Raw genomic sequence first — 16,054 nt, forward strand, 5'->3', positions numbered from 1 at the left:
GCTACCGTATCCGAAGCGGATCGCCTGGCTTCCCGCCAGAATACTCAGCTTCCTGCGAACGATTCAGGATCGTTGGGTGGTATCAACATCCCGCTCTCGTTATCAGCGACAATTTCAGGTATTGCGCTCACATTGGTTGCGATAACTGGCTTTCCTGAGGACATAGCTTCAAGTAGTACTAGACCAAATCCCTCGGTAACTGAGGTTAGGGCAAATATATCGAATGCATTAATAACCAGAGGAATGTCTTGACGAAAGCCAGCCCAGATCACATGATCCTTGAGTCCAAGCTTCTCAGAGTGACTTCTTAGCTTTTCGTGAAGCGGACCTGATCCCACGATTACTAGTTTTGTCTTGGGGGTAGTCACCTGATTTATGAATTTGGCATAACCGGTTAGCATGACGTCGATTGCTTTGGCTGGCACCAAGCGTGCTACGCTTCCAATTAATAATGTCGGGCCGTTGCCCCCCCACTCAGCGCGGAGATTTTCTACTTTTTCTCGATCAACATTCTGGAAGCAGTGAGGATTAAGACCATAATGTACTACAGTGATTCGCCGGTTGGTTGAGGCTGGCCAGCGCTTTGAGTAGTATCGTTTGACTGAATCCGAGATCGCGATGATCCCGTCTGCACGACTGACCACCCACCTTTCAAGCATGTTTGCTCCCGGACCACCATAAAAACGAGATTCGTTATGCCTCGAGATCAGGAATGGCAACTGCGGGGATTTCAATAATGCAATGCGAGCGTATAATTCGGCGGGCGCCAAATGAGCATGAACGATATGAGGAGCGAAACTTGCAATCGCATTTTTGAGTCTCCAAAGAGGCCCGAGTTCCCCGTACTGCGATAATCCCAGAGGAAAGACGTGCACCCCAAGACTCTCTAGTTCTGCTTTCCAATAGCCATCACCCTTTAGATATGCGCAAGCGACTTCGCAGCCAAAATTCCTGATTTGTCCTTCGATCAAATCTCGTAGATGATTCTCTGCGCCGCCGCGGTTTATCGTTGTAATAATATGCAATATTCTCATGATAAATAGCCTTATCTCCTGTTTCTATATTAGTATAAATCATAAGACGATGTCATTGTGCTGATCAAGATTTGCACGGCAACGAGATAAGAACATGCAGATTCCTTGGTGGGCGAAACTCTGTGCAAAAATGGCTCTATCTAGATTGCCATTTGGGTATTCCGTCTGGCAGAAACTTGGTCTGTTCCGGCATGGCAATATGGATGCTGGTGAGTATGCAATCCGGATTTTTCAAAGCCATATGGAGAAATCGTGTTTTCAACAACGGCTTGCTGGAAAGACAATTCTAGAACTAGGTCCGGGTGACAGTCTCGCGACCGCAATAATTGCCGCAGGATATGGCGCGCGGTCTATACTCATTGATAGTGGTCGGTTTATACGTAAGGATATCAACTCCTATGTTGAATTAGTGGGCGCGCTTGCCAAGAGAAACTTGCCTCACATAGACATCTCATGCTGTCGTGATGTAGATGAAATTCTTGAACTGTGCAATTCCAGGTATATGACAGAGGGGTTGGACAGCCTCAGAATGATCGAAAAGGAATCAGTAGACCTAATTTTCTCCCAAGCCGTGCTTGAACATATAAGAAGATACGATTTTCTGGAGACAATGAGAGAATGCCGTAGAATCCTCCGGGAAGGCGGGGTCTGTTCGCACCAAGTTGATCTTCGCGATCATCTGGGTGGATCCCTGAATAATCTGCGCTTCAGTGAACGGGTCTGGGAGTCTGCTTTTTTTTCAAAGTCAGGATTCTATACCAACCGGATCCAATACAGCGAAATGATTGGGCTATTTGCGCAGGCTGGTTTTAAAGTTGAAGTAACCGATATCTGTCGTTGGGACACACCGCCAACTCGGAGAAGCCGGCTTTCTACGGAGTTCATCAGAATACCGGATGAAGAACTGTGTATATCTATGTTCGACGTATTGCTACGCTAACTATGATTCTCCGTATATGAAAGCAAACAGAGAAAAAAAACTTCTGTACTATATAACAGAAGACTGGTATTTCGTTTCTCATCGACTTCCATTGGCGATTTCTGCAAAGAATGCTGGATACGATGTTTGCATCGTGACGCGTGTGAGAAACTACGGAAATATTATACGTTCCTCTGGATTAAAACTCATTCCTTTTGAAAATTCACGAAGCAGTATAAATCCTCTGAGAGAACTTCTGACCCTGTTCAGGTTGATTGCATTGTTTATGCGCGAAAAGCCGGATATCGTTCACAACGTTGCCATAAAACCCGTTCTGTACGGTGGAATAGCCGCACGCTTGGTTAAGACACCACAAGTAGTCAATGCGCTCGCGGGCATGGGTTGATATTCGCATCTAGCACCGGCTTGGCCCGCTGGATTAAGCCTGCAGCTCGCCAAATGCTCAGGTTCGTGCTTACCTCTGGAACCGTACTAGTACAGAATCAAGATGACGCAGCATTTCTAACCCAGATAGGTGTGCCTCGGGCGAATATACGACGTATCGCTGGTGCCGGGGTTGATCTGACACTGTTCCACGCAAGCCCCGAGAAGACTGGATTGATTACGGTTGTTCTACCAGCACGATTGCTCTGGGATAAAGGCGTGGGGGAGTTTGTCGAGGCTGCGCGCATCATCAGAAAGCAGGGAATAAACGCGCATTTTGCGCTTGCAGGAGAATCCGACCATGCCAATCCCGCATCGGTCTCACCGAAGACTATTGCTGAGTGGGTTTTGGAAGGAGTTGTTGACCATCTCGGGTGGGTTGAAAACATGCCGTCTCTATTTGCTCAGAGCCATATAGTATGCTTGCCTTCGTATTATGGTGAAGGAATCCCGAAATCGCTGATTGAGGCTGCAGCGTCTGGACGGCCTATCGTCACGACCGATATGCCAGGATGTCGTGAGATCGTCCGGCATAATGAAAATGGATTTCTGGTCCCCCCCCGCAATGCTAAAGCACTCGCGAAAGCGCTGGTGCGCCTAATAGAAGACCCCGTGCTTCGACAACAGATGGGGGCGCAGAGTCGCATTCGCGCCGAGAAAGAGTACGGAGTGGAAACAGTCAATCGGCAGACGCTAGCACTCTATGAGGAGGCTCTGAGTTGAGGGTGTTAGTTACCGGTGCTACTGGGTTTGTCGGTTCTTCATTGGTAGACCAGCTGGTTCGTGATGGGATTCACGATGTCAGGGTTGCATTGAGGAGAGACAGGCCTAGTTTGAGCGATCAAGTTGAGCATGTCATCGTCGGTGAAGTCGCCGGGGAAACAGTTTGGCGACAGGCGCTGCGCGGTATCGATACAGTGATTCATCTCGCCGCCCGGGTACACGTCATGACAGACAGCGTAGCGAATTCTTCCGCAGAATATCACCGCGTAAATGTTGATGGCACCCTTAACCTCGTTCGCCAGGCAGTAGATGCTGACGTCAAGCGTATTATTTATCTGAGCTCAATCAAGGTGAACGGGGAAGAGACATTGGCAGGCCAGCCGTACTATGCAGATGATCAACCTTCGCCAGCAGGATCATATGCTGTATCCAAATATCGAGCAGAGGAAGGGATCCGTCGATTAATTTCGGGGGCTGATATGAGTGCTGTAATAATTCGCCCTACTTTGGTATACGGAGCTGGAGTGAAGGGAAATTTTCTCAACATGATGCACTGGCTATCCCGCGGTATACCTATGCCTTTAGGATCGATTCACAATAGCCGCAGCCTTGTAGCGCTCGATAATTTGGTAGATCTAATTATCAAATGTATTGAGCATCCTGCAGCTGCAGATCAAGTATTCCTCGCTGGAGATGGCGAGGACTTATCCACTACAGAACTTCTTCGACGGCTTGGGGGTTTTCTTGGCAAACCCGCCCGTCTCGTGCCGTTTCCACATGCGGTCTTGAACATGATTGCTCGCGTATCCGGAAGACGTGATGTTGCACAACGATTGCTGACCTCGCTACAGATCGATATCAGGAAAAACTGGGAAATCCTCGGCTGGAAACCGCCGGTCACTCTGAATCAGGGTTTGGAAACTGTCACACGCTGGTACTTAAATGAATCACGAAGTTACTGAGATAATGGCGAAAATAATCTTCAGTTGCATGCCCACTATTCAAGAGACATGTGAATGATCATAGGCGTAATTCTCATCACGTTTTGTACGGCAGGACTTGTAACTTATCTTCTGACACATGCTAGCGGTCGATTTCAGATAATAGATTACCCTAATAACCGCTCTCTTCATAGCACACCTATCCTACGTACTGGCGGACTGGCGATCTGGGCTGGGATGATCACTGGAACCGCAACTGTAGTCCTGATGCTTGAATGGAAGTACGAAATCGCATGGATTGCATGTGCGGCGACTGTCGTCGGACTTGTCTCGTTCTTCGATGACCGCGCACACGTCCCGGCATATATCAGATTAGCTATCCATCTCATCGCCGCTGCATTGTTATTGAGCGGACAGTTGGATCTGACATCGATTGAAATTCCTGGTATCAGCACCGAATTGGCCCTCGGAACAGGAATGTTGATTATTGCGCTGTTCATCACCTGGAATATCAATCTGTACAACTTTATGGATGGAATGGACGGCATTGCAGGCGGCATGACGATAGCCGGTTTTGTAACTCTGGGGCTGCTCGGTCATCTCGCGGGCGATGACTATTACGCGGTGATCTGCTGGGTAATCGCCGCCGCTTCTGCAGGTTTCCTGGTATGGAACTTCCCGCCTGCGCGGATATTCATGGGCGATGTCGGATCATCCACCTTGGGTCTGCTGGTTGCCGCGATGTCTCTATGGGCGGATCGGGCCGATCTTTTCCCGCTTTGGCTGTCCGTCCTCATCTTTTCTCCTTTTGTGGTTGACGCCACCCTGACGCTCGCGCGCCGGACCCTGAAAGGCGAACGCATCTGGGAGGCGCATCGCGATCATTACTACCAGCGCCTGGTCCGGGCGGGATGGAGCCATCGCCGTACTGTCTTGTGGGAATATGGCCTGATGGTGATATGCAGTGCCTGCGCACTGCTGGCCTTTCACGCGCCCGTGGTGATGCAATGGTCGATCCTGGGGGCGATGGCGTGCGTTTATATTGCAGCGATAGTTGCGGTGCGCCGTATCGAGGTGCGTAGAGCGATCGGGCAGGGTTCAGAAGTTCCTCGTAGCTCATACGTGGAGGATTTTTGGATGGAAACCCTACTGGGCAATCTATCGTGTTCTACTGAAGTATTAGTCCGAATATCCAATATCCCTTCGTTTCAGATTCAAATTAACATCCGGGTTGTATTGCAGTACAATACGCGCCACTGAAGCTTCAATAATAAAAAAACCCAAACCAAATCAGTCAGTACGGTTGGGATTATATGGTCCAAGAGGAAAAGGCTTTGGCAGCAAGACGCCGTGTGGCAATTGTTGTACATGATATAAGCATGGTCGCGGCTGCCTGGTTTCTGGCATACCTGACCCGCTATAACTTCAATATTCCAGCAGTAGTCTGGCCCATCCTGGGGCAAACCCTGCCCTTGGTATTGGCGATACAGGGTCTGATCCTGTGGCGTTTCGGCCTCTACCGCGGGGTGTGGCGTTTCGCCAGCATACCCGACCTGTGGAACATCATCCGGGCCGTGGCGATCGGTGTATTCATCGTCGCTCTGGTGGAATTCCTGGTCAACCGGCTGGAAGGCATACCCCGCACGATACTCCTGCTCTACCCGGTATACCTCGTGCTTTTCCTGGGTGCGCCGCGCCTGACTTATCGCATCTGGAAAGATTACCGCCTCGGCTTACTGAACGGTGCCGACCGCAAGCGGGTGCTGATCCTGGGCGCCGGCCGGGCAGGGGAGATGCTGGCCCGCGACATGCGGCGCGACGGGAGCTACCAGCCGATCGGCTTCCTTGACGATCAACCCTCCCTCAGAGGATCCAAGGTGCACGACCTGCCGGTGCTGGGCGTAATCGAACGCCTGCCCGAAGTCGTCCATAGTCATGCCCTGGATCTGGTCATCATCGCGCTGCCATCGGCGACCAATAACCAGATGCGGCGGGTGGTGGAGATCTGCGAGCGGGCGGAGGTTGAATTCCGCACACTGCCGCGCCTGCAGGACCTGGTCTCGGGGCAGCCCACCGTCTCCGAGCTGCGCGAGGTCAAGATCGAAGACCTGCTCGGACGCACGCCTATCACCCTGGACTGGAACCGCATCAGCAAGGGCCTGGCCGGACAGACGGTGCTGGTGAGCGGCGGCGGCGGGTCGATCGGCTCCGAGCTGTGCCGCCAGATCGCGCGCCTGCGGCCCGCCGCCCTGGTCCTGTTCGAGAACAACGAGTACAACCTGTTCGAGATCGAGCGCGAGCTGCGCGGCAAGCATCCCAACCTGGTGCTGCACGCCTATCTCGGCGACGTGCGCGACCGTGCCTCGGTGGTGCGCGCCTTTGAACGCTTCCAGCCCCAGGTCGTTTTCCATGCCGCCGCCTACAAGCATGTCCCCATGCTGGAATCCCAGGCCCGGGAGGCGGTGCGCAACAACGTGCTCGGCACCCGCCTGATGGCGCAGACCGCCGACCGTTTCGGCTGTAACGCCTTTGTCATGATCTCCACCGACAAGGCCGTGAACCCGGCCAACGTCATGGGCGCAACCAAGCGGGTGGCGGAGATCTACTGCCAGGCCTTCGCCCAGCGTTCGCGCACCCGCTTCATCACGGTGCGCTTCGGCAACGTCCTCGGCTCCGCCGGGAGTGTGATCCCGATCTTCCAGCAGCAGATCAAGGCCGGCGGGCCGGTGACCGTGACCCACCCGGACATCACGCGCTACTTCATGACCATTCCGGAGGCGGCGCAGCTCATCATGCAGGCGGCGGTAATGGGCGAGGGCGGGGAGATCTTCGTGCTCGACATGGGCGAGCCGGTCCGGATCGGATACCTGGCCGAGCAGATGGTCCGCCTGTCCGGCAAGACCCCCGGCGAGGACATAGAAATCGTCTATACCGGGCTCCGGCCCGGCGAAAAATTCTACGAGGAATTGTTTTACGCGCAGGAGCAATATAAATCCACCGGGCATGATAAAATCCTGCTCGCGCATTCCGTCGTGGTGGACTGGCCCCTCCTGACGGCCGACGTGCGCGCAATCGAGGAAGCGGTGGAGCAGTATGATGAGGGGGAGGTTCACCGCCTGCTCGAACGGATTGTACCTGAGCTCGCCGCTCAACAATCGGTTTCCAATGTCATCCCCTTCGAACGTGCGAGCGTATGACTTACAAGGTTACCAAGGCCGTATTCCCCGTGGCGGGAATGGGCACCCGCTTCCTTCCGGCCACCAAGGCCAATCCGAAGGAGATGCTCCCGATCGTCGACAAGCCGCTGATCCAGTACGCCGCGGAAGAGGCGATCGCGGCCGGGATCAAGCAGCTGATCTTCGTCACCAGCAGCGCCAAGCGCTCCATTGAAGACCATTTCGACAAGAACTACGAACTCGAATCCGAACTGATCGCGCGCAACAAGCGCAACCTGTTGCGCATGGTGCAGGACATCCTGCCCAATGGCGTTTCCTGCGCCTACATCCGCCAGCCCGAGGCGCTGGGACTCGGACACGCGGTGCTGTGCGCCCGCCCTGTGGTCGGCAACGAGCCTTTCGCGGTGATCCTCGCCGACGACCTGATCGACAACGGGAACCACAGCTGCCTGTCGCAGATGGTGGACCTGTTTTCGGAGCGCGGCTGCAGCCTGCTGGGCGTGGAACAGATCGATCCGGCCGAGACGGACAAGTACGGCATCATCACACCCAGGCCCTTGTCAGAGCGTATTTACCAGGCGGAGGCCATCGTGGAAAAGCCGCGTCCGGACGAGGCGCCGTCGGCGCTGGCGGTGGTCGGCCGCTACATCCTGACTCCCGGGATCTTCGATTACCTTGAGAACCTCGGCAAGGGGACCGGCGGCGAGATACAGCTCACTGACGCCATCGCACAGCTGATGGGCAGCGAAACGGTGCTGGCTTACGAATTCGACGGCATACGCTACGACTGCGGCAGCAAGCTCGGCTACCTCCAGGCGACGGTCGAATATGCCCTCAAGCATCCCGACCTGCAGCAGCCGTTCCGCGAATACCTGCAGAAATTCAGCCTGATGGAATGAAGAAGCGCGATGGGGACGGATCCAAATCCGCCCCCCATCGCGCCTGATACCCTAGTCCGACTCGCGGTCCTGTCGCGGACTTTCCGCCGGTGAGCGGGATTCAGCGGAGGGGGATGCCTGCGCCGGGGCAGCCGCCGCGGGTCGCTCTTGTTCCCGCTGTGAGGTGACCGCGGAGTGGAGCGAGTTGGGCCTGAAGTCCGGCTTGACCGGCTCCACCATGGAACCCGTCGGCGCCGCGAAGGTGATGGACGGGGCTGTATGCGGGGATGGTGCAGGTGCCTGAACCGCCGCCATCGGGGCCGTACTGATCACCGGCATGGATGCGGGTACCGCCGGGAGGTCGTTCCGTTCCGTCCGCACGCTTGCAGCAGACTCGACACCCTCAGCAGCGGCGCGCGCCGGTTCGGGCCGCGATTGCCCCGACGATTGGGGACGCGGACCGCCGCCGCCTTCCCCGGATCTGCCGGCAGCGTCACCGGAACCCTCGCGGCTCTGGGATCGGCGGCGTCCCCCGCGGCGTGAGCGCTGCCGGCCGGTACGCCCGCCGGAACCCTGCGCTCCATCGGCCGGGCGTTCACCCTGGCCCGGGCGTGTCTGGTCTGTCTGCACTTGCAACTGCTGCTGCACGGGCTCGGGCGAAGCCTCCTCTGCCGCAGCCTCATGCCGCGGCTCCGCCGGCGCTTTCTGGCGCGACGGATGTTCCCCGCTGTGCCGCCCGCCCGAGGCCGCTTGTCCGCCGCCGCGCCGCTGCTGCTGCGTACGTCCTCCGCGTCCCCCGCGCGTGCCCTGCCGGTCAGCGGAGCCTTCGCCGTTGCGCCGTTCTTTGCGCTCAGGGGAGGCGGTGGGCTGAACCACGGGTACCTCCGGCTTCGGGCTGCCGAACAGGGAAGTCCACATCTGTTTGATGAAACCGCCGCGCACCTCCACCTTGGGCGCGGTCTCCCGGGGCTGCTCACGGTATTCCATCGAATCTTCCGGGCGGCTGGCCGGGGCCGGCGTACGCGGCATGATGCCCCTCACGAGGGGGGCTTCCGCCACCGGCTTGGGCTGGGCCAGAGGAATGACGTCGGCCTTGACCTCGATCTCGCTGGCGAGCTCGTAGCTGGCCTTTTCCTCGGTTTCTGCCGGCAAATCCTCCTTGCGGAGGCGCTTGACCTCGAATTTGGGCGTCTCAAGGGCGGAGTTGGCGATGAGCAGGATCTTGATGCCCTGCCGCTTCTCGACCCGGCCGATCGCCTCGCGCTTCTCGTTGAGGAGGAAGGTCGCGACGTTGACCGGGACCTGGATGATCAGGCGGGCGGTGTTCTCCTTCATGGCCTCTTCCTCGATCACGCGCAGGATCGACAGTGCGAGGGATTCGACGTTACGGATCGTGCCGAGCCCGTTGCAGCGCGGACAGATGCTGTAGGCGGACTCGCCCAGCGAAGGCCGCAGGCGCTGGCGCGACATCTCGAGCAGGCCGAAGCGGGAGATTCGCCCCATCTGGACGCGGGCACGGTCTTTCTTCAGCGCCTCCTTGAGGCGGTTCTCGACCTCGCGCTGGTTGCGCGCGGGGGTCATGTCGATGAAATCGATGACGATCAGGCCGCCGAGGTCGCGCAGCCGGAGCTGGCGGGCGATCTCGTCCGCTGCTTCCAGATTGGTGTTGAGGGCGGTTTCCTCGATGTCGCCGCCCTTGGTGGCGCGGGCGGAGTTGATGTCGATGGCGACCAGCGCCTCGGCGTGGTCGATGACCACGGCGCCGCCCGACGGAAGGCGGATCTCGTGGTGAAACGCCGCCTCGATCTGGCTTTCGATCTGAAAGCGGGTGAAGAGGGGGATCTCTTCCTGGTACAGCTTGAGCTTGGACAGGTTCTGCGGCATGACCTGCTGCATAAAATCGCGTGCGCGCTGGTACACCGCCGGGTCGTCGATGAGGATCTCGCCGATGTTCGGCCGCAGATAGTCGCGGATAGCCCGGATGATGATGTCGCTTTCCTGGTAGATCAGGTAGGGGGCGCGGGTCTCATCGGAGCTGGAGGCGGCCTCGATGGCCTCCCACACGCGCACCAGATAGTCGAGGTCCCACTGGATCTCCTCGGCGCTCTTGCCGATGCCGGCGGTGCGCACGATGATCCCCATGCCGTCGGGGATCTCCAGGGCGTTGATGGCCTCGCGCATCTCGTTGCGGTCGTCACCCTCGATGCGGCGGGAGATGCCGCCGGCGCGCGGGTTGTTCGGCATCAGGACCAGGTAGCGACCGGCCAGGCTGATGAAGGTGGTGAGGGCGGCGCCCTTGTTGCCGCGCTCTTCCTTGACCACCTGGACAACGACTTCCTGTCCTTCTTTCAGGGCTTCGCGGATTTCCACCCGGCGGTTGTCGTCCGGGCCGGCGTCGAAGACTGTGGGGGAGACTTCCTTCAGGGGGAGAAAACCGTGGCGGTCCGCACCGTAATCGACGAAGGCCGCTTCCAGGCTGGGCTCGACACGGGTGATGCGGGCCTTGTAGATGTTTGACTTTTTCTGTTCCCGCGACGGGGTTTCTATATCGAGATCGTAAAGATACTGTCCGTCAACCAGCGCGACCCGCAACTCTTCCGGTTGAGTCGCATTAATCAGCATTCTTCTCATGTTTCAGCAATCCTTAAGTGGAACCATTCACGCTGTTCAGCGCGGAATTGCTGAATCGTAACTGTATGCGGTGATCTTATGACATTACGTTTGCGCCAGCCTGTGTGCGAACATCATGATCGTGCACCGTATCGTCTCAAATCGGTCAACAGTTCGTATTCAGCCTCACCCGCGCACGATGACGTGGATGGTTGTGTTAACTTTCCCGTTCGAAACACTGGGCTTCGAACATCTTGTGCATTCATGTACCACATCGGACTCCCGGCACCATCCATCGTGAGGATGTGCCGCTGAATCCCTCTATAATCATTACATTGATTAGGAATGTTGAAGTTGTATTCAACCTTCCCGGTGACTGTTCCGCGTTTCCTCCCCAGCTCTGCGAAGGCGGCCGCGGACAGACGGGTCTCGGCCTCAGGACACTCGACCACGCCTGTCACAAAGTCTTTCCAATGCACGTGTACCATGGCTGGCGAGGTGTCGGGCCGGCGTCCAAGGGACGGCCGGGCGGACAAATTTTATCCCACCCGCGATAAACGCCCTGCTAATATAGCAATGTTTTAAAGCAGCTTCAAACAGTTATCGTATACGGGCGGAGATACCCAAGGGAGATGAAAGAATCGAAGGCGGCGGCCCCCGCCGTGCGGGTGGTGGAAATCGAGCGCAGTCGCGGCGGGCAGCGCATCGACAATTTTCTGTTGACGCTGTTCAAGGGCGTACCGCGCAGCCATGTCTACCGCCTGCTGCGCACCGGACAGGTGCGCGTCAACAAGGGGCGCATCAAACCCACCTACCGGCTCAACGTCGGGGACCAGGTGCGGATCCCTCCCGTGAGCTACTCCGAGTCCATGCCGGTGCGGGTCGATGATGACCGCAGGGCGGCCATCGAGGCGGTAGTGATCCACGAGGACGAAGACATCATGGTCCTCGACAAGCCGGCCGGGATGGCGGTACACGGGGGCAGCGGCCTGCGCTTCGGGCTGATCGAGGCGTTGAAGTTGATGCGGCCCGACAGCCCTGACATCTCCCTGGTACACCGGCTGGACCGCTTCACCTCCGGCTGCCTGCTGGTGGCGAAGAACCGTGCCATGCTGCCCGCGCTGCAGGAACAATTCCGCACTGAACGCGTGGAAAAACAATATCTGACCCTGGTGAAGGGTCGCTGGCAGGGCGGAGCCCGTACGGTGACTCTGTCCCTGCACAAGGGCCGCCTGCAATCCGGAGAACGCATGGTCCTGGTCGATGACGAGGAGGGGAATGATGCAGAAAGCCGTTTCATCCCCGTCGAGACCTTTGCCGTCGCCAGTCTGATGCAGGTGATGCTGAAGACCGGGCGCATGCACCAGATCCGCGTACACGCGGCCGGCGTGGGGCATCCGGTCGCCGGCGACGAGAAATACGGCGACCCTGACTTCAATCGCAGCATGCGCGACTTCGGCCTGAAGCGGATCTTCCTCCACGCCCAGGCGCTCAGTTTTTACCATCCGCGCACCGGGCGCCTGATGAGCCTGTCCACCCCGCTGCCGGACACCCTGCGCCAGGTGCTGGAGCGACTCCAGCAATAAAATGGGGACAGATTTATTTATTGCGTGAAAAGGGGCGGATCCTGATCCGCCCCCTAATGTAATGTCGGTCAGTGTGCAAATTCATATTCAATAAATAAATCTGTCCCCATTTAAGACTTTAGGGTTATTGTGAATGGTGCTTCCGTATAAGCTTCTCGTGTTCGACTGGGATGGGACCTTGATGGATTCGGAGGCGCGCATCGTCAGTTGCCTGTCGATGACCTTATCCGATCTCGCCTTGCCCGCGCTCGGGCGCGATGAACTGCTCAACGTGATCGGGCTCGGACTGCCGGAGGCGGTTGCCACGCTGCTGCCGGAGGCCGATGCGGGACTGATCCGCCGCTTCATCGATCGTTACCGTTACCATTTCCTGTCCGACCATCACGCCGCCGCGGTTTTGTTCCCGGGTGCGAAGGAGACCCTCACCGCGCTCGATCGCCGCGGCTACCTGCTGGCGGTTGCAACCGGCAAGGGCAGACGGGGGCTGGACCAGTCCCTGGAGGACACCGGCTGCGGCGGCCTGTTCTCGCTCTCGCGTTGCGCGGATGAAACCGCTTCCAAGCCGAATCCGCGTATGCTGATCGAGATCATGGATGTGCTCGGCATCGCCCCGGACGAGACCCTGATGATCGGCGATACCGAATATGACATGCAGATGGCGCACAATGCGGGCGCGCGCGCGCTGGCGGTGAGCTACGGCGTCCATGCGCGTGAACGCCTGCTCGCCTGCGAACCGCTCGGGTGCCTGGACGTGATCACCGATATACTTCCCTGGCTCGAAGGCGTGAGGCGTGAGGCGTGAGGCGTGAGGCGTGAGGCGTGAGGCGTGAGGCGTGAGGCGTGAGGCGTGAGGCGTGAGGCGTGAGGCGTGAGGCGTGAGGCGACAAGAGTTTGCTCGCCGCATTTTCCTTGTCCAGCACTTTTTTAAATTAGTATTTTTCTTCTTTTACCCCTAACTCCTCATCCCTCACGCCTAACCGAATACCCTTTCAGTGTCTCCATCCATTACAATCATGCATCGGGTAACAACAAGGACCGGGTAATGTCTGACGAGAACAAACAGCAGGATCCATGGCTGGGTGAGGCGCAGGCGCCGCGCGCAGGTAACGGCAAGCAGGGCGCCGTGGAAGAGACGTGGGCACGCAGCGTGCTGGAAACGCTGGTACAGGCTACCCTCAAGGAGCAGCGCAGCGCCCGCCGCTGGGGTGTCTTTTTCAAGCTGATGTTCCTCGGATATCTGTTTCTGATCCTGTACACCTACTGGCCGGGGAAGCTGGTCGACGAGAGCCTGTCGGGCCGGCATACCGCCCTGATCGACATCAACGGCGTAATCGCCGAGGACCGCGACGCCAGTGCGGACTACATCGTCGACAGCCTGCGTGAAGCCTTCGACAACAAGCACGCCGCCGCCATCCTGCTGCGTATCAACAGCCCCGGCGGCAGCCCGGTGCAGTCGGGCTATGTCAACGACGAGATCGCGCGCCTGCGCGCGCAGCATCCCGACAAGAAGGTGTACGCCGTGATCACCGACATCTGCGCCTCCGGCGGCTATTACATCGCGGCGGGCGCTGACGAGATCTACGCGGACAAGGCAAGCATCGTGGGCTCCATCGGCGTGCTGATGGACGGCTTCGGTTTCGTGCAGACGCTCGACAAGCTCGGCATCGAGCGCCGCCTGATCACGGCGGGCGAGAGCAAGGGCTTCCTCGATCCGTTCTCGCCGATGAAACCCGATGACGAACACCATATCCGCACGATGCTGGCGAACATACACCAGCAGTTCATCGATACCGTGAAGAAGGGGCGCGGGGACCGCCTCAAGGACGATCCCAGCCTGTTCACCGGGCTGGTGTGGACCGGCGAGGAAAGCCTCAAGCTCGGCCTGGTCGACGGCCTGGGGAGCCCCAGCTACGTCGCGCGCGAAATCATCGGCGCGGAAGACATCATCGACTACACCTATCAGCCGCCGTACTTCCAGCGCTTCGCCGAACGCATCGGCGCAGCGGCGGCACAGGGAGTGGCGGGGATGCTGAAGGTGGAACTGAGGTGAGGCGTGAGGCGTGAGGCGTGAGGCGTGAGGCGTGAGGCGTGAGGCGTGAGGCGTGAGGCGTGAGGCGTGAGGCGTGAGGCGACAAGAGTTTGCTCGCCGCATTTTCCTTGTCCAGCACTTTTTGAATTAGTATTTTTGTTCTTTTACCCCTGACACCTCACCCCTCACGCCTCACGACTCACTCAAAGTACCTTGACACCCTCCGCCTCGAGCATCCGCGCCAGCCGCATCAGCGGCAGGCCGATGAGCGCCGTCGGGTCGGGGCCTTCGATCCGTTCCAGCAGGGCGATGCCGAGCGATTCGGATTTGAAGGCTCCGGCGCAGTCATAGGGTTGCTCGCGCCGCAGATAGGACTCGATCGCCTCCGGGTCCAGCCTGCTGAACGTCACGCTGCAGGTCACGGCATCGACCTGGAGCCGGTTCTTAGCCGCATTCAACAGGCACAGCGCGGTATAAAACTGCATTGTCCGCCCCGAGGCGGCCGTCAATTGCGCGACAGCGGCGGAATGGCTGCCCGGTTTGCCAACCCGATGGCCGTCGAGCACCGCCACCTGGTCGGACCCGATGATGAGAGCCGCGGGATGGTCCGGGGCGATGCGCCGCGCCTTGGACTCCGCGAGCCGGCGCGCCTGGGCCTCCGGCGTTTCGCCGTCCAGCGCACGCTCGTCCACGTCGGGCGAGAGCGCGGTGAATTCCAGCCCCAGGCGCCGCAAGAGCGCCTGCCTGAAGCGCGAGCTGGAGGCGAGCACCAGGGGGGGTGGCGGGGCGGCGGGTGCCTGGGTCATGGCCTGATTCCGAATTCCTTGATCTGCCGTCATTTTAACCGGGTATCCTTGCGACGCCCGGCACAGCCCAATTTTGTTAATGGATTTTGACAGTTACGGCATCTGAGCCTATCATGTGCCGCTATGTCTGGTCGACTTCCTGAGACTGTTCAGTGGGACCGTCTGACCGAGGGTGGTGAAACCCTGCGCGGCACCATTGCACTGCAGGGGATGACGCGCCTGGCAGGCTGCCTGCTGGATGATGAAGGCGAAGTGGACGTCGAGCTGGAGTCCGGCATAGACGCGCAGAAGGTCAGATACCTGCGCGGACACCTGCGTACGACCCTGAACCTGGTTTGTCAGCGCTGCCTGCAGCCGCTGTCGTACCCGCTCGACATCGACATCAGTCTGGGCCTTGTACTGACGGATGACGAGGCGGAAAGACTGCCGGAGGTCTATGACCCCTATGTCTTCGATCAGCGCACGGCGGAGCTGATGACGATTCTGGAAGACGAGCTGATGCTGGCGTTGCCGCTCGTCCCGATGCATGATACCGCGCGCTGTCGCATCGACCCGGCCTATGCCGTTGTCGAAGAGCCGGTGCAGCCGGTCGATACGGGGACGCGGCGGCCATTCGCCAGGCTGGATGCGCTGATGAAGGGAAAAGCGGGCTGACCGGGACGCGTTCCCCTGCGGTCGGCGCCGCGATTGAATGGTAGTAACTATCAGGAGCTAGGAAAATGGCGGTACAGAAATCCAAGAAATCCACTTCGCGGCGCGGCATGCGTCGCGCCCACGACAGCCTCACGGCGCCGACCTTGTCGATCGACCCCACTTCGGGTGAAACCCACCGCCGTCACCACGTGACGCCGGACGGCTATTACCGCGGCCGCAAGGTCATCGAGTCCAAGGAAGGGGAAGTCTAAGGC

Annotated in this window: 13 protein-coding genes and 1 pseudogene; 11 read left to right on the top strand and 3 right to left on the bottom strand. The window is 58.4% G+C overall.

Annotated elements, in window-relative coordinates; all coding sequences use genetic code 11:
- Positions 1 to 44 precede the first annotated feature (44 nt).
- Positions 45 to 1,034, bottom strand: a complete 990-nt coding sequence (locus tag IPK65_09440; protein ID MBK8163351.1) for a glycosyltransferase — start codon at positions 1,032 to 1,034, stop codon at positions 45 to 47.
- A gap of 94 nt (positions 1,035 to 1,128) precedes the next feature.
- Between IPK65_09440 and IPK65_09445 the strand changes: the two genes are divergently transcribed.
- From IPK65_09445 to galU, 6 genes and pseudogenes are all read left to right on the top strand, one after another.
- Positions 1,129 to 1,974 (top strand): class I SAM-dependent methyltransferase, encoded by an 846-nt coding sequence (locus IPK65_09445; protein MBK8163352.1) that lies wholly within the window; start codon positions 1,129 to 1,131, stop codon positions 1,972 to 1,974.
- Positions 1,975 to 1,990: 16 nt separating this feature from the next.
- Positions 1,991 to 3,120 (top strand): annotated as a pseudogene (locus IPK65_09450) (glycosyltransferase family 4 protein).
- A complete protein-coding gene (locus tag IPK65_09455) occupies positions 3,117 to 4,082 on the top strand; it encodes an NAD-dependent epimerase/dehydratase family protein (protein MBK8163353.1) in 966 nt (321 codons plus the stop codon). Before IPK65_09450 ends, IPK65_09455 begins: the two are co-directional and overlap by 4 nt.
- Positions 4,083 to 4,298: 216 nt before the next feature.
- The gene (locus IPK65_09460) at positions 4,299 to 5,321 is read left to right on the top strand and encodes a glycosyltransferase family 4 protein (protein MBK8163354.1); all 1,023 of its coding nucleotides are present in this window, start codon (positions 4,299 to 4,301) and stop codon (positions 5,319 to 5,321) included.
- A gap of 53 nt (positions 5,322 to 5,374) precedes the next feature.
- Positions 5,375 to 7,258, top strand: a complete 1,884-nt coding sequence (locus tag IPK65_09465; GenBank protein MBK8163355.1) for a polysaccharide biosynthesis protein — start codon at positions 5,375 to 5,377, stop codon at positions 7,256 to 7,258.
- Positions 7,255 to 8,136 (top strand): UTP--glucose-1-phosphate uridylyltransferase GalU, encoded by an 882-nt coding sequence (galU, locus tag IPK65_09470; GenBank protein ID MBK8163356.1) that lies wholly within the window; start codon positions 7,255 to 7,257, stop codon positions 8,134 to 8,136. The genes IPK65_09465 and galU overlap by 4 nt, the downstream gene beginning before the upstream one ends.
- Before the next feature lie 51 nt (positions 8,137 to 8,187).
- On the opposite strand, the gene rne is transcribed toward galU, so the two are convergent.
- Entirely contained in the window at positions 8,188 to 10,746 is a 2,559-nt protein-coding gene (gene rne, locus IPK65_09475; protein MBK8163357.1) for a ribonuclease E, read from the bottom strand.
- Between the two features lie 611 nt (positions 10,747 to 11,357).
- Between rne and IPK65_09480 the strand changes: the two genes are divergently transcribed.
- From IPK65_09480 to IPK65_09490, 3 genes are all read left to right on the top strand, one after another.
- Positions 11,358 to 12,311 carry an RluA family pseudouridine synthase gene (locus IPK65_09480; protein MBK8163358.1) on the top strand — a complete coding sequence of 318 codons (954 nt, stop codon included), beginning with the start codon at positions 11,358 to 11,360 and terminating at the stop codon, positions 12,309 to 12,311.
- Positions 12,312 to 12,444: 133 nt separating this feature from the next.
- A complete protein-coding gene (locus tag IPK65_09485; GenBank protein ID MBK8163359.1) occupies positions 12,445 to 13,113 on the top strand; it encodes an HAD-IA family hydrolase in 669 nt (222 codons plus the stop codon).
- A gap of 240 nt (positions 13,114 to 13,353) precedes the next feature.
- Positions 13,354 to 14,361 carry a S49 family peptidase gene (locus tag IPK65_09490; protein ID MBK8163360.1) on the top strand — a complete coding sequence of 336 codons (1,008 nt, stop codon included), beginning with the start codon at positions 13,354 to 13,356 and terminating at the stop codon, positions 14,359 to 14,361.
- A 182-nt stretch (positions 14,362 to 14,543) separates the two neighbouring features.
- On the opposite strand, the gene maf is transcribed toward IPK65_09490, so the two are convergent.
- On the bottom strand, positions 14,544 to 15,146 hold the full coding sequence (gene maf, locus IPK65_09495; GenBank protein ID MBK8163361.1) for a septum formation inhibitor Maf: 603 nt from the start codon (positions 15,144 to 15,146) through the stop codon (positions 14,544 to 14,546).
- 123 nt (positions 15,147 to 15,269) lie between these two features.
- Here maf and IPK65_09500 point away from each other — a divergent pair, with 123 nt between their 5' ends.
- Positions 15,270 to 15,800 (top strand): DUF177 domain-containing protein, encoded by a 531-nt coding sequence (locus IPK65_09500; GenBank protein ID MBK8163362.1) that lies wholly within the window; start codon positions 15,270 to 15,272, stop codon positions 15,798 to 15,800.
- A gap of 65 nt (positions 15,801 to 15,865) precedes the next feature.
- Positions 15,866 to 16,051: a 50S ribosomal protein L32 gene (gene rpmF, locus IPK65_09505; GenBank protein ID MBK8163363.1), complete on the top strand. Its 186-nt coding sequence runs from the start codon at positions 15,866 to 15,868 to the stop codon at positions 16,049 to 16,051.
- Positions 16,052 to 16,054: the final 3 nt, after the last annotated feature.

It is taken from the genome of Gammaproteobacteria bacterium (assembly GCA_016712635.1).
GTDB lineage: Bacteria > Pseudomonadota > Gammaproteobacteria > SZUA-140 > SZUA-140 > JADJWH01.

Coding starts and splice junctions, on each gene's coding strand:
- IPK65_09440 (MBK8163351.1), bottom strand. CDS start 1,034: ATGAGAATATTGCATATTATTACAACGATAAACCGCGGCGGCGCAGAG.
- IPK65_09445 (MBK8163352.1), top strand. CDS start 1,129: ATGCAGATTCCTTGGTGGGCGAAACTCTGTGCAAAAATGGCTCTATCT.
- IPK65_09460 (MBK8163354.1), top strand. CDS start 4,299: ATGATCACTGGAACCGCAACTGTAGTCCTGATGCTTGAATGGAAGTAC.
- IPK65_09465 (MBK8163355.1), top strand. CDS start 5,375: ATGGTCCAAGAGGAAAAGGCTTTGGCAGCAAGACGCCGTGTGGCAATT.
- galU (MBK8163356.1), top strand. CDS start 7,255: ATGACTTACAAGGTTACCAAGGCCGTATTCCCCGTGGCGGGAATGGGC.
- rne (MBK8163357.1), bottom strand. CDS start 10,746: ATGAGAAGAATGCTGATTAATGCGACTCAACCGGAAGAGTTGCGGGTC.
- IPK65_09480 (MBK8163358.1), top strand. CDS start 11,358: ATGAAAGAATCGAAGGCGGCGGCCCCCGCCGTGCGGGTGGTGGAAATC.
- IPK65_09485 (MBK8163359.1), top strand. CDS start 12,445: ATGGTGCTTCCGTATAAGCTTCTCGTGTTCGACTGGGATGGGACCTTG.
- IPK65_09490 (MBK8163360.1), top strand. CDS start 13,354: ATGTCTGACGAGAACAAACAGCAGGATCCATGGCTGGGTGAGGCGCAG.
- maf (MBK8163361.1), bottom strand. CDS start 15,146: ATGACCCAGGCACCCGCCGCCCCGCCACCCCCCCTGGTGCTCGCCTCC.
- IPK65_09500 (MBK8163362.1), top strand. CDS start 15,270: ATGTCTGGTCGACTTCCTGAGACTGTTCAGTGGGACCGTCTGACCGAG.
- rpmF (MBK8163363.1), top strand. CDS start 15,866: ATGGCGGTACAGAAATCCAAGAAATCCACTTCGCGGCGCGGCATGCGT.